The organism is Vibrio mediterranei (genome assembly GCF_013364395.1).
GTDB lineage: Bacteria > Pseudomonadota > Gammaproteobacteria > Enterobacterales > Vibrionaceae > Vibrio > Vibrio mediterranei.
On the sequence record NZ_JABXGK010000008.1, the window covers coordinates 1,087,799 to 1,101,400 of the forward strand.

The window sequence follows — 13,602 nt, forward strand, 5'->3', positions numbered from 1 at the left end:
TTACTTTCCTGCTATCGCCTGTCTTAGTGCTTTGATCATTAGAAGTGATGACGTCGCACCAGGATCTTGGTGACCGATGCTGCGCTCACCTAAATAGCTTGCACGGCCTTTCTTCGCTTGCATTTCAATCGTTGACGTTGCACTTTTCTCTGCAACTTCCACCATTTCATCAAGTAAATGATCAGGACTAGTACCGCCTTCTAGAGACGTTTTCATCTCGTTTAGTACAGGTAACCAAACATCACACATGGTCTTGTCGCCCTGCTCTGCTTTACCGCGAGAGATAACACCATCAACACCACTCTTAAGATCGTCAATTAACTCTTGGAAAGTCAAAGATTCACGGCTTCCTACGGACGCAGCTGTACGAATAAATAACGTGCCGTACAATGGACCACTCGCCCCACCAACGCTAGACAGCAATGTCATACCAGTATTCTTCAAAATGGTTGAGATATTTTGTTTCTCAACTTTTGGCAAGGTTTCTTTTACTTTCTTGAACCCACGATTCATGTTTAGACCATGGTCTGCATCACCGATGTCACGGTCAAGATCAGTTAGAAAGTCTTGGTTTTCTTCATACGATACTGCACAAAGCTCAAGCCAATTAATGATGTGTTGTTTTTCAATTTGCATATGTTATTCCTCGGCTTACCACTTCATCGCTGCTGTATCTACTGGAGCATCAAATAGCTCTAGCATCTCTGTGTCTGCTTTTAATAGCGTGATAGACACACCTTCCATATTCAGAGACGTACAGTAGTTACCCACTAGGTTACGAGCAAGACGGAACCCTTCTTTCTCACAGTTATGTGCCAAACGGTTGTATACACCGTAAAGTTCCGACTCTGGTGTTGCACCAAGACCGTTCACAATAGCGATATAGTCATGATCTGTTTCAAAGTTCTCAATCGTTGACTCTACTTCGTCCCATTCACCTTCAACACGATTCCAAATACGCAGCGTGCGGCTATAAGCGATGTTTTCTTTTAGCTCAAGGAACATCTTGTCAACCAACTCGTCAGCGTTGGTGTATTTAATGCGCTCGATACCCGGTTCACCGTGGATACCAACACCAAATTCAACTTCGTCATCTGCAAGTTGGAAAGATGGTTTGCCCGCTGCTGGTACTACACATGCATCTAAAGCAACACCGAACGAGCGGCAGTTATTATTAATACGGCGAGCGAGTTCTTCACACTGCTCTAATGAGTAACCTTTGTCTGCTGCTGCACCCACGATTTTCTCGACAAGTACTGTACCAGCAACGCCACGGCGGCCTGCGGTATATAGACTATCTTTTACCGCTACGTCATCATCAATCAACACCGAGCCAACCTTGATACCGTCAGAATGAAGAAGCTCCACCGCTGTCTCAAAGTTCAAGACATCACCAGTATAGTTTTTGATGAAGAATAAAACGCCTTCGCCCGTATTCACTTGGTTACCGCACTCGTACATTTGGTCGGGTGTTGGTGAGGTAAATACTTCACCTGGGCAAGCACCCGTCAACATACCCTTACCAATGAAGCCCGCATGCAATGGTTCGTGACCCGCACCGCCACCGGAGACTAGCGCCACTTGTCCTGGTGTTTCTTCATGCCACATATAACGTGGCTCGTAGTTAGCTTTTAATTGCGGGCGAGAGGCAGCAAGACCTTCCATTTGCTCTTTTACAACGTCTTCAACACTATTTATTAGCTTTTTCATACCTTGTTTCTCTTTTGTAATTTTTAATGTTCGTTTAATTGGATTTGTGTAGGTTTAGGTCCATAATATGAACAAATCCTCCCCCGACAACGAAAAGAATTTGCGTTTCATAATGAAACGTTTCCGTTTATTTATCGTTTCATTTTGGAACACCAACGTCGCTATTTTGTCCTTTTAGTGATCTACTCCAAGATATGAGCATACTCTCCATTCTTCGCAAATCTGGCTTTGCTAGCCATGTCATAAAAACAACAAGCGCAGTGGAGAATGACTTAGTAAACGCAGCCTTGATATCTATGATGAATCCAACGTTGAAACAAAGATAACCATTAACAGAAGGTCTGAAAAAATGGACAAAATTATTATTAGCCCAAGTAAGTATGTTCAAGGTGAAAACGTATTAGGCTCTATCGCTAGCTATGTAAAAGCACTTGGTGCTAACCCACTTGCTATTGCTGATGAATTTGTAACTGGCCTTGTAGGCGACACAGTTAAAGAAAGCTTCTCTAAAGAAGATATGCCGTTGGCAATGGACGTATTTAACGGTGAATGTTCACGTGTCGAAATCGACCGCCTTACTGACATCTGCGCAACTCAAAAGAACGATGTCATCATCGGTATCGGTGGCGGTAAAACGCTAGATACGGCTAAATCAGTAGCGTTTTACACTAAGATCCCAGTTGTTGTAGTACCAACTATCGCTTCAACTGATGCGCCAACAAGTGCACTAGCGGTTATCTATACACCAGAAGGTGAATTCGCTGAGTATCTGCTATTCCCTAAAAACCCAGATATGGTTGTTATGGACACCAAAGTTATCGCTGGCGCACCAGTTCGTCTTCTTGTAGCTGGTATGGGTGATGCTCTATCTACTTACTTCGAAGCACGTGCCAATATGACATCTGGCAAAGCAACAATGGCTGGTGGCGCACCAACACGCTCTGCCCAAGCACTGGCAAAACTTTGCTACGAAACGCTGCTTGAAGATGGCCTAAAAGCAAAAGTTGCCGTTGAAAATGGCGTCAGCACTACGGCTGTTGAAAACATCATCGAAGCAAACACATACCTAAGCGGTATCGGCTTTGAAAGCTCGGGTTTGGCGGCTGCGCACGCTATTCACAACGGCTTAACGAAACTTGAAGAATGTCACCACCTGTATCACGGCGAAAAAGTAGCATTTGGTACGTTGGTTCAACTTGTTCTAGAAAACGCACCAATGGAAGAGATTAACACTGTAATCAACTTCTGCCGCGAAGTAGGTCTACCAACTAACCTGTTTGAAATGGGCGTAAAAGAAATCAACAAAGACAAGCTATTTGAAGTAGCAGAAGGCGCAACGGCTGAAGGTGAGACCATTCACAACATGCCATTCCCTGTTACTGCAGACAGTGTGTTCGCGGCGATCCTTACTGCACACCAACTTGGTCAAAAGTAATCTCCCTGTCGTTATGAGAATCAAGAGCCAGCTTTAAGCTGGCTCTTTTTTTTGGTCGATGTTCCCTGCTGCCAATTTACTATCTATACTCAAAAAGGTTCTTAAAAAGAGAGAGTTAGGACAGTGACAGCCAAAAGGCAACGTATCTTAGAAGTGGCTCTTGAGCTAGCAACAACGACAGGCATCGATTCCTTATCCACCATTGAGGTAGCGAAACAGGCAGAGGTTGCAAAAGCAACGCTATTCCATCATTTCAAATCTAAACAGGCTCTCATAAATGCGATTTATGAATCGATCAAGACAGATTACGACTTTTTTACTGGCCATGAGACCGTAGATATCAATGCTCGATTAGAGCTTTTATGGCGAGAAAGCCTATCTTGGGCAATTGTAAATCCAGAGAAAGTAGCATTTTTGAGCATGTATTACACATCTCGCTCTGTTCCTAGAGAAGCTCGTCAGCGAGCTAAACAGCAATCACTTGATGGACTGCACCGTCTTATTCAGGAAGCCCAACACCGTAATGGTTTACAAAATGAGAGTACAGAAGTGCTAGTTGAGTCCGTCTATTCAATGTTTATGTCTACAGCGCAGAACCTAGTTTACGAAGAGCATCAACGACAAGCATTGTTTGTTGATGGAAGTACTTTAGTGTTCAAACGTTTACTAAACTGCCCTGTTACCTAACACTACTCGCTTCCTTCCTCACCTCTGTGCATGTGTTAGTTGTTAACTAACATACATTTATCTGAGTTTAACTTTAAGTGAACCAAACTTAATCCACATCTTAATGCTGTTGATTGTTCACGACCGACCGGATGGTTAGTATTACCTCATCAACTGAGGCGAGACAGCAAATTAGGAAGTTTCTTCTCTTTATGTCTAAGAACAACTTACTGAATTTACACATGAGGATTACCATGAAAGCTTCTAAACTCGCGACTATTCTTCCTGCTGCTCTTGCGCTATCCGCTAGCGTCCATGCAAGTGACACACTGTCGTTTGATGTGACGGTAGAATCTGACCACCAACAAATTAGCGATGCTCAAGTATCATTGTGGTTTACACAAGCTGGTCAATCACCAGTGCTTATGGCTGAAGGTAAAAGTGGACACGATGGCCAGGTATCATTTTCTGAGAATACACGACAAGACGACGGGGTCTATTACCTAACGGCAAAAGGCGGCACTATCCAAGGCAAGTCCGTCGAAAAATACCGAAGCTTGGCAATTTTAAATAGCCAGCAGCAAGGTGACATTGTACTGAATGAACTCTCTACTATCGGTTCACTTTGGCCAAATGCCCAACAATACGTTCAAAACTATGGTTTAAGTGGCTCTAAAAACGGATTACTTATCGGCTCAGAGCAAGTTCAAAACTTAGTTGATGTAAAAACAGGACAGTTTGGCTCCACTGTACTCAACGGAGTTAACTCAGCAGACTCCGAGACCGTCGCTCGAATGAATACGCTTGCAGCATTAACTGCGCTTTGTGGTGCAGAGCAAGCACGCGGCCTATGTGACCAATACTTAGCGATCACAAATAGTGATGATACTTTGGAAGCACTATCCAAGATTGCCCAACAGCCCTATTTACACACTAAGGCTTTGTTTGATCAGTTTGCTAATGCCTATGTCTATCCAAAGGGGGAGCAGCGTCGAGATACCGACTTTTTACCATACTTGAGCTACAGGCCAGATGATTTTGCACTTATGGTTCGTTTCACTGGTGGCGGTATTTATTCTCCGGGTCGCCTGATGTTTGATAACGAAGGTCAGCTTTGGAGCGGACAAAACTGGATGCCGGGTTCTCAGTCGGGCTTAAGTACAGCGATTGGCGGTGGCGTAGTAAAAATGGCGCCGAGTGGCAAGCCACTGTCCCCTCCTCTAGTTGGGTATAACAGTCAAGGACTCGATGGCAGCGGCTGGGGTACTACTGTGTCAAAAGACAAGGTTTGGATTAGTACATTCAATGCAAAAGTTGGTGTATTCGATCTGACAGGTAAAGCACTCGGCCCTGCAACTATTAATGGTCAGCACGGCCAATTACAGGGTCTAGCAACTGCTCCAAATGGCGATGTGTGGGTTTGTGATAACCAGTACAATCATATGATACGTTTCCCTATAGGCGATTACACTAAAGGCGAGATCGTTGATGTACCGGGACTTAAACGACCATTTGCGGTCGCTGTAGACAACAATAACGTGGTTTGGGTAACAAATAACGGCTCAATGACAGTCACACGTTTTGAGGCAGATAACCCTGCTAATGCGAAACAAATTAAAACTGGTATTGCTCCACGTGGTCTCGCTATTGATTCAAAAGGCAACGTATGGGTAGGCGCTAACTTGTCTCCAGGTTACCCGTTACCTAACATTCCAAAAGGAACAAGCATTATTGATGAATTCCGTATCTCAATTGAGAACATATTTGCGCACCAAGCTGATATACCAAAAACAGGCAACGTAACTATGATTTCTCCAGATGGTGAAGTGGTAAAATCTAACTTACTTGATAAAGAAATCTATGCCGCATGGGGGGTTAGTATTGACGGTGCTGACAACGTCTTTGTGGGTAACTTCTTAGGTACAGGTTTTGCTCAAGTGTGCGGTGAAGATACTTCTAGCTGCCCTGCGGATACCAAAACGGGTGACCTTATTCACTCATACAAAAGTGGTGTTATGCAAGAAGCAACCGACACAATGGTGGACGACGCAGGTAACGTATGGGTAGCCAATAACTGGAACGTTATTACTGCTTTAACTGATAAAAATCCTGAGCGCAGAACATCAACCATGGGAGGAGGAAACGGTATTGTCGTGGTTTACGGTATAGCTCAACCAGTGAAAAATCCGTTAATCGGTCAAGTACGAACAAACAAATAGAGTAATTAAAATACCTTTATAAGTTGACACTTAGAAAGGCCTACTATGTAGGCCTTTCGTCGTTTCTTTGCCCAAACAAACCCACAGAATTGAAACTTCATAAGCGTAATTCACATCTAGAAACAGATACTAACCTTATGAATCAGTTGAATTTATTTTGCGGAAGCAAACATGATTTAGATTAATTTTTGCACATCAATATGCACTTAGTATCTCTTGTGAAAAATAACTCTAATATCAATAAGGAAGCAGTAATGAAATCAACAGCAGTACTAAGTTTATCGGCGATACTTTTAGCTCCAATTCCAGCAATGGCAGATCACACGGTAACCGACGGTATGGACTTCGGTCCTCTAGCTCAACTTGTCGGAACATGGAAATCAGTAGAAAGCGGCGGTGTCGATATCTCTCCAGCTCAGGCAGGTACCGAACAAGGTAAAGGTGCACCTGCCATTACCCCGTTCTACGAGACCATGACGTTTGAAGTCGCAGCAGATGCGGTTAATGCCAGTGAGCAAACGCTTGTTGCGCTTTACTACAAGCAAGAAGTTTTCCGCAAAGCAGACGATACTAAGTTCCACGACCAACGCGGTTACTTTATCTATGATCAAGAGAACCAAATCGTTTACAACTCGTTCTGCGTACCGAGAACCACTTGTGTCACTGCAGAAGGTGCTGCTGGTAATGACATGACATTAGTGATGTCAGAAAGAGGTGTCGCTGAATCTAACTTTATGAAAGAAAAAGCAAGCACAACCGGTTTCACAATGAATATCAAAGTTGACGGTGACACGCTGACTTATTCTCAGTCGACAATACTGAGCATCTATGATGGTGAATTTGCTCACACAGATTCGTCCGTACTTGAACGCGTAACGAACTAATACAACACGCAAAAATAACTCTTCTCAGCTGAAGCCCCGCGCTTCAGCTGTTTCTCTTTATTTTCCTACCACACTCGCCTTACTAAATCCGCAGTAACCGCTAGACTTTCAAGCCAATAGTTAATCCACCGTAATTGATTGACCAATTCAACAGCAAATAGAGCCAAATTGCGCGTTCGTGACTATTAAGCATGCTCTGCGTATGGCAGAATGATTAAACAACAACGAAAGCTCGATCCTCCATTATTTACAGAATGAATATAATGGTTGAAATAATCAGTAGCTACGTACAAGCAGCGGTTAATCCCATGTAGAGGAGATTCAATAATGACCCATGAAACAAAAACAATGGAAGTACCTGTCGCTATCGCTGATAGAGTACAAGCATTGATTGATGGCTTTATAGCGAAAGAGAAGTTCAATGCTGAGCGAAAAGAAGTGGTCAACAACTTTCTTGCAATGGATGGTTTAAGCTGTGAAATGGCTGTTTATAGCCTTCCTCAAGACGAGTTAATCAGCACACTCAGCTATGTATATGAACTCTCTGGTACCAACAGCCGTTTCGTCAAAAACATTATTACTCAAACCAGAGACAATCCTAAGAAAGTGCTTTCTGATTCTCAGCGCTCTTCAGCTAAGAGTTTATTATTTAACTTGCTTAATGATCCGTCGGTAATATCGGCAATGAAAGAGAATTAATCGTCCTAATCGACAATTAACTTCCTGAATAACCTAAAAGCGAGCATTTTTACATGCTCGCTTTTGTTTTACTTCTAGCTAATAGAATTAATCCGTTAACTCTTTAATTGGCATTGGATTGCTTGAATCAATGACTGGACCCCTGCCTTCACTTTCTCGCGTGAACAACCAAGGTTCAGTCTCAAATAACCAAGCCCAGACTCTCCATATACCTCGCCCGACATGATCGCTACACCATAATCATCAATTAATGTCCTATTAAGTACATCCATATCTAGCGCTAACGGTGAAAGATCTATCCACGCCAGATAGGTTGCTTCTGGTATAACGTACTGAAGGTCTTTAAACGCAGCATTGAGCGATTCTCGTACATAACTATGGTTTTGGTAAACGTAGTTATTGAGTGCTTCTAACCAATCTTCACAGTGATTATACGCTTCCATCGTGGCAATAACGCCAAGAATTGAAGGGGATGACAATCCATCTACTTGCTTCAATTTAAATAAGTAATCTTCTCTCGTTTGAGCATTAGGAATCAATGCATACGCGCCGTTTAACGCAGGGACATTGAACGACTTCGATGCTGAGGTTACTAACGCCCATTCCATTGATTGATCAAATCCAGTAAATGGGAAATGAGTGCTAAAGCTGACATCCATATGAATCTCATCCGAGATAACTCGCACACCATGCTTGGCGCAGAGCTCAGCCATTTTGGTCAGTTCTTCATGAGTCCAAACTCTTCCTGTAGGGTTATGCGGGCTGCAAAGTAGTAAAATCGTATTTTCAGGCTGAGCAATTAGACATTCAAAGCTCTGCCAATCTATTTGATAGCGGCCCTCAACTTTTAGCAGTGTACTCCTTGCGCAAACGCGACCTTGCCCTTCAATCATTTTGTCGAACGCGTCATAAGCCGGTGTGTGAAAGACTATCCCTTCTCCTACTTTCGACCAACGTTCAATGAGCTTAGAGATGATATAGATAACGGATGGTCCATAAACAATGTCACCTTTGTCGATCGTTGTACGGAATCTTTTTGAAAACCAGTGAGATATCGAGGCTTTGAAATCATCATGATTCCATCGGCTATAACCAAAAACAGGGTGTTCAATTCGGCTTTTCAACGCACTTTGAATCGCTGGAGGAGAGGCAAAATCCATATCGGAAATCGTAAATGGCAGCAAGCCTGCTTTCCCAAACCTGTCTTGAACATAATCCCACTGAGTGCAATAAGTGCCTTTTCGATCTATTACGGTGTCAAAATCAAACTCTTGAGTCATTACTGTCTCCAAAAATGAATAAACCTCAGTGTCAGACAATCGACACTGAGGCAGAGCAAAACACTGGACTAGCTTGCGCTCATTAAAGCCTGCATTTCGTTTTTAACTAAGTGCACTTGAGTGCCAATGACCACCTGTAAGTTATGTTCATCAAGCTTAATAACACCCAGAGCACCGTTGGCTTTTAGCTTCGCATCATCCACTAAACTCATGTCATTAACAGACATGCGAAGGCGCGTAATACAGTTATCGAGAGAGGTGATATTCTCTTTTCCACCTAACGCAGCCAACACCGCAGCCCCTTTGCCAGATTCATTTACAAACGCTGCTTCAAGTTGGCTATCGACTTCAGCCGTATCAACGTCACGCCCCGGCGTTTTCAAGTTAAAACGAGTGATGGCAAATTTGAACACTGAGTAGTAGACGATAAACCAAACACCCGCGACTAGTGGTACCAAATACCATTTGGTCGCTGTTCCTTGGAGAATACCAAAGACGAAGAAGTCGATAATATTACCGTCGGTGTTACCAATCGTGACGTCTAACAGTCCCATGATCATGAAGCCAAGCCCAGTCAGGATTGCGTGAACAAAATACAAAACTGGTGCCACGAATAAGAACAAGAACTCTAGAGGCTCAGTAATACCCCCTACCACGCACGCTACAACACCGGAGATCAAAAGTGCTTTAATCTTTGAACGATTTTCTGGACGCGCACAGTGGTACATAGCCAATGCTGCACCTGGTAAACCACCTAGGAAAGTCGGCATTTTACCTTGAGAAAGGAAAGCGGTAACTTCAGGTGTGAATCCTTGAGTATCAGGACAAGACAGCTCAGAGTAAAAAATATTCAATGCACCAGAAACCGTTTGACCACACACTTCCATTGTACCGCCTGCTTCAGTGAAACGAATCAGAGCAACTAAGATGTGGTGTAAACCAATAGGTAATAACAAACGCTCGCCGGTACCAAATAGCATCGGACCAAACTCGCCAGCACCTTCGATAACATGACCAATACCGTTGATACCCGCTGCGAAATATGGCCAAACAAATGGGATAAATACACCAACCACACCTAGCACAATCGCAGATATAATCGGGACAAAACGCGCACCACCAAAGAAGGCTAATGCATCAGGCATTTTAAAGGTGTAATAGCGCTGGTGCAGTTTTGCGACGATAATACCCACAACGACTGCGCCTAAGATGCCTGTATCTATCGACTCAATACCGATAATACTTTTTACACCATACGCTTTTTCTTGGGCGCTATCACCTAGCACGCCAGCCACGGTTAGGAAGAAGTTGATTGCGAGATTAAACGCGGCATAACCAACAAAACCCGCAAAGGCCGCCACACCCTTTTCTTCGCGAGCTAGACCAAGAGGAATGGCGATAGCGAACATTACTGGAAGATAAATAAACGCAACAAGACCTATTTTTGTCATCCACATGAATAGGTATTGCAACAAGGTATTATCTAGTAAAGGGATCGCTTCTTTAATTGCCGCGCTCGACAGTGAACTCCCCACCCCAAGTAAGATACCTGAGAAAGCAAGAAGTGCGACAGGCAACATGAAAGTCTTGCCGAGGCTTTGCAGAAACTCCCACATGGTCGATTTGTTATTGCGTGTAGACATAGTACGTCTCCAAAAGATTAAGAGCTTGTAGGGCTCATACTCACCACTGCTGATGGGCATGATATTTTGTATTTATGACGCAAATATAAGCTGATAAAACTTCTGATAAAACGTTTTATCAGTAAATCTGTGATCCACTTAAACAACAAATCCCATAACCAAAGTAAGGCTTTAAAAAACAACACAATGAAGGTAAAGTAATTTGATAAAACGTTTTTCCTACATTAAGTGAAACTATGTCATCAAAAAAAGTGACCATTACAGAAGTCGCTAAATATGCGGGAGTCTCCGTCACAACTGTTTCCATGGTATTGGGAAACAAAGGACGTATTTCTCCCGACACTATAGACAAGGTTAACCAAGCTGTTGAAGAGCTTGGCTACATTCGTAATCGCGCTGCAGCAAACTTACGCTCAAATTCGAGCGAAATAATCGGTCTGATCCTTAAAGACATTAGTGACCCTTATTACTCCGAAGTCGCATCTGGAATTAGCGAAGAGATTGAACGCCAAGGGTATATGTTGATTCTGGCTCAAAGTGGCGATAGTCAGGAGCGATTTGAAAAGTGCATGATGACAATGTCACGGCAAGGTGTCGGTGGTATCGCTTTCTGCCCTATCGCTGACAACCAGCAATTTAATATCGAAAAAATGAAGGAACAAAACCTGCCTTTGGTCTGCGTCTCTCGTGCATCGCTCGACAAGCAAATAGATTTTGTCGGCCCTGATAATAACTATGCGGCGAAGCTTGCAACCGAACATCTAATAAAACAAGGACATCGCCGAATCGCATACGTTGGAGGTGCAAGCAGTTCGTTGTGCAGAGCCGAGCGAATCGGTGGATACTGTTCCACCCTCATGCAATTTGGTTTGCCATTTAAACCAGAATGGGTTGTGGAATGCGAAAAAGGTCAAAAGGCGGCCGCTAACGCAGTACAAACGCTACTGTCTGAACACCCGCAAATAACCGCAATTCTTTGCCACCACTCTTCCACTGCGCTTGGTGCTGTGTATGGCATTCATCGTTCTGGTCGACAAATTGGCAAAGATCAGTTTATTGGTGAACAAGTATCACTTATCGGTTTTGATGACGTAGAAGAAGCAGAGTTAACCGAGCCTCCGCTTACTTTCGTCAACTTCAACGCAAGAGAAATGGGTAGACAGGCTGCGAAACGTCTTATTAGCCAACTAGAACAAGAACATTCTCAACCGTATAGTCTTATTCAACCACCTCAACTGATCATTCGTGAGTCGGCTTAGCTGCCGACTTTATGGCTATTATTACAGTTACCGTACGCAGAGCCCATTTTCAATTTCTTCAACAGATCAATCACTTTGAGTAGTAGTTATTTTCTACAATCCCTTTCATAATGAGTGAGGGACAGAAGGAATGATCATGAAAAACACCTACGCTCTACTCGCTGCTTTTGGGTTCACTATTAGTAGTTACGCCAATGCTACCAGTAGCGCTGATACTCTGTTGATTAATGCCAAAATATACGGCTACGACAATGCAACGGCCATTGCCATTCAAGATGGCAAAATCCAGTCTATTGGTGACCTCTTACATATTAAGTCTTACCAAGATAAGCACACTGAGATTATTGATCTTAAAGAAACTTATGTCTTGCCTGGTTTTATTGATAATCACAATCACGTATTTGAAGCAGCTTCAGAGGCTGGCGGAAACTGTGCGCTGGGATTGGATGCAACGTTGGAACAGCAAATCCCTTACTTAAAAGCCTGTGCACGATACTCTTCTGACAACTCATGGTTGATTGGATACGGTTTTTCGCTAGAGGCTATTTTAAGTGACGACAACGAGAACAGCCCGTTGCAAGTTCTAGACGAGATATTCCCTAACCGTCCAGTTATCCTAATGGAGCAAACTTCGCACTCTATGTGGGTCAACTCCGTGGCTTTGGAGCTCGCAGCAATTTCTGACAATACGCCTGATCCTCAAGGCGGAAAAATCCTCAAAGATCAAGAGAGCGAAGAGCTCAACGGTATCCTTTTGGATAACGCTGGCGACATCGTTATGGAGTTGGCATGGAATAGCATGAATAACCAGTTCGACCAAAGTTACGATGGTTTAATGGTTGGGCTAGAAGAAGCGGCGGGTCATGGTATTACCACGATTGGTGATGGACGCCTGTATTGGAAGCGAGGTTGGTTTGATGTGTGGAAAGAAGCCGAGCGCAACGGCGATTTAACCGCTCGTGTATCTTTGCGTCCTTGGATTTACCCCACTGACACTATGAAACCCCAATTAGGTTATCTGAAGAAAATACACACAAGCGACTCCTCACAACGACTGATTGTAGACCAAGTCAAAATGTACAGCGATGGCATCTTTATCAACGGAACTGCGAAAACGTTAGCACCCTACTTGGATACTTATGTTCCAGACCAACCTTACGGCCTAAATTACATCGCCCCTGGCGATATGGAGAAATGGCTGACGGCACTTGATGCAATTGGCTACAGTGCACACATCCACGCTATCGGTGATGGCGCAATCAGAGAGTCACTCAACGCGATAGCAAAAGTTCGTCGCCATGGTTCTACTAAACCCTACACCCTGACTCATGTGGAGTTGATCGACAACGATGATATTCCTCGTTTTGCCGAGTTAAATGTCACCGCCGACTTTCAAGTTGGTTCCGACTACGTCGCCAACAATGACCATCAATGGGCACAAGTATTTCTTGGCGCAAGACGTGCTCACGCTTTGATGAACTTGCGCGCCATATTTACTAGCGGTGCAAACTTAACCTTAAGTAGTGACTGGAATGTGCATGACATCAACCCGTTAGTTGGCATAGCCAATAGTATTCACATGGGCAGTAAAGGACTTCCCAATGTAAGTACGGCGATCGATGCCTATTCAATTAATGCCGCAAAGAGTCTAGGTATTAGTGATATTACTGGCAGCATTAGCGTTGGAAAATCTGCTGACTTTGTTGTTCTTGATCGTGATATCACGAAGGTTGCAGTAGAAGATATCCCTTCAGCAAAGTTTATGATGACCATGCTACAAGGCGAAGTCGTCTACAGTCAGCCGTAG

Annotated in this window: 11 protein-coding genes; 7 read left to right on the plus strand and 4 right to left on the minus strand. The window is 43.6% G+C overall.

Annotated features, from left to right (window positions below; genetic code table 11):
- Both dhaL and dhaK read right to left on the minus strand, forming a co-directional pair.
- Positions 1 to 636 carry a dihydroxyacetone kinase subunit DhaL gene (dhaL, locus tag HOP38_RS21945; RefSeq protein ID WP_006069634.1) on the minus strand — a complete coding sequence of 212 codons (636 nt, stop codon included), beginning with the start codon at positions 634 to 636 and terminating at the stop codon, positions 1 to 3.
- Between the two features lie 15 nt (positions 637 to 651).
- Positions 652 to 1,710, minus strand: coding sequence for a dihydroxyacetone kinase subunit DhaK (dhaK, locus tag HOP38_RS21950; RefSeq protein ID WP_006069633.1), 1,059 nt, complete (start codon positions 1,708 to 1,710; stop codon positions 652 to 654).
- A gap of 349 nt (positions 1,711 to 2,059) precedes the next feature.
- Here dhaK and HOP38_RS21955 point away from each other — a divergent pair, with 349 nt between their 5' ends.
- From HOP38_RS21955 to HOP38_RS21975, 5 genes are all read left to right on the plus strand, one after another.
- Positions 2,060 to 3,145 (plus strand): glycerol dehydrogenase, encoded by a 1,086-nt coding sequence (locus HOP38_RS21955; protein ID WP_063606919.1) that lies wholly within the window; start codon positions 2,060 to 2,062, stop codon positions 3,143 to 3,145.
- A 123-nt stretch (positions 3,146 to 3,268) separates the two neighbouring features.
- Positions 3,269 to 3,832, plus strand: coding sequence for a TetR/AcrR family transcriptional regulator (locus HOP38_RS21960; protein WP_198558987.1), 564 nt, complete (start codon positions 3,269 to 3,271; stop codon positions 3,830 to 3,832).
- Positions 3,833 to 4,065: 233 nt separating this feature from the next.
- Positions 4,066 to 6,030 (plus strand): NHL repeat-containing protein, encoded by a 1,965-nt coding sequence (locus HOP38_RS21965; protein ID WP_242456570.1) that lies wholly within the window; start codon positions 4,066 to 4,068, stop codon positions 6,028 to 6,030.
- A gap of 254 nt (positions 6,031 to 6,284) precedes the next feature.
- Positions 6,285 to 6,914: a heme-binding beta-barrel domain-containing protein gene (locus HOP38_RS21970; protein WP_198558989.1), complete on the plus strand. Its 630-nt coding sequence runs from the start codon at positions 6,285 to 6,287 to the stop codon at positions 6,912 to 6,914.
- A 327-nt stretch (positions 6,915 to 7,241) separates the two neighbouring features.
- Positions 7,242 to 7,613, plus strand: a complete 372-nt coding sequence (locus HOP38_RS21975; protein ID WP_006069628.1) for a hypothetical protein — start codon at positions 7,242 to 7,244, stop codon at positions 7,611 to 7,613.
- A 95-nt stretch (positions 7,614 to 7,708) separates the two neighbouring features.
- Here HOP38_RS21975 and HOP38_RS21980 read toward each other — a convergent pair whose 3' ends face one another.
- Both HOP38_RS21980 and malX read right to left on the minus strand, forming a co-directional pair.
- Positions 7,709 to 8,893 carry a MalY/PatB family protein gene (locus HOP38_RS21980; RefSeq protein WP_198558990.1) on the minus strand — a complete coding sequence of 395 codons (1,185 nt, stop codon included), beginning with the start codon at positions 8,891 to 8,893 and terminating at the stop codon, positions 7,709 to 7,711.
- 68 nt (positions 8,894 to 8,961) lie between these two features.
- Positions 8,962 to 10,536, minus strand: coding sequence for a maltose/glucose-specific PTS transporter subunit IIBC (gene malX / locus HOP38_RS21985; RefSeq protein WP_062461303.1), 1,575 nt, complete (start codon positions 10,534 to 10,536; stop codon positions 8,962 to 8,964).
- 236 nt (positions 10,537 to 10,772) lie between these two features.
- Here malX and malI point away from each other — a divergent pair, with 236 nt between their 5' ends.
- Both malI and HOP38_RS21995 read left to right on the plus strand, forming a co-directional pair.
- The gene (gene malI / locus HOP38_RS21990) at positions 10,773 to 11,795 is read left to right on the plus strand and encodes a Mal regulon transcriptional regulator MalI (protein ID WP_006069625.1); all 1,023 of its coding nucleotides are present in this window, start codon (positions 10,773 to 10,775) and stop codon (positions 11,793 to 11,795) included.
- Positions 11,796 to 11,931: 136 nt separating this feature from the next.
- Positions 11,932 to 13,602 (plus strand): amidohydrolase, encoded by a 1,671-nt coding sequence (locus tag HOP38_RS21995; RefSeq protein WP_198558991.1) that lies wholly within the window; start codon positions 11,932 to 11,934, stop codon positions 13,600 to 13,602.

What these genes read in the sequence shown, in the direction of transcription:
- dhaL (WP_006069634.1), bottom strand. Translation starts at nt 636, where the DNA reads ATGCAAATTGAAAAACAACACATCATTAATTGGCTTGAGCTTTGTGCA.
- dhaK (WP_006069633.1), bottom strand. Translation starts at nt 1,710, where the DNA reads ATGAAAAAGCTAATAAATAGTGTTGAAGACGTTGTAAAAGAGCAAATG.
- HOP38_RS21955 (WP_063606919.1), top strand. Translation starts at nt 2,060, where the DNA reads ATGGACAAAATTATTATTAGCCCAAGTAAGTATGTTCAAGGTGAAAAC.
- HOP38_RS21965 (WP_242456570.1), top strand. Translation starts at nt 4,066, where the DNA reads ATGAAAGCTTCTAAACTCGCGACTATTCTTCCTGCTGCTCTTGCGCTA.
- HOP38_RS21970 (WP_198558989.1), top strand. Translation starts at nt 6,285, where the DNA reads ATGAAATCAACAGCAGTACTAAGTTTATCGGCGATACTTTTAGCTCCA.
- HOP38_RS21975 (WP_006069628.1), top strand. Translation starts at nt 7,242, where the DNA reads ATGACCCATGAAACAAAAACAATGGAAGTACCTGTCGCTATCGCTGAT.
- HOP38_RS21980 (WP_198558990.1), bottom strand. Translation starts at nt 8,893, where the DNA reads ATGACTCAAGAGTTTGATTTTGACACCGTAATAGATCGAAAAGGCACT.
- malX (WP_062461303.1), bottom strand. Translation starts at nt 10,536, where the DNA reads ATGTCTACACGCAATAACAAATCGACCATGTGGGAGTTTCTGCAAAGC.
- malI (WP_006069625.1), top strand. Translation starts at nt 10,773, where the DNA reads ATGTCATCAAAAAAAGTGACCATTACAGAAGTCGCTAAATATGCGGGA.
- HOP38_RS21995 (WP_198558991.1), top strand. Translation starts at nt 11,932, where the DNA reads ATGAAAAACACCTACGCTCTACTCGCTGCTTTTGGGTTCACTATTAGT.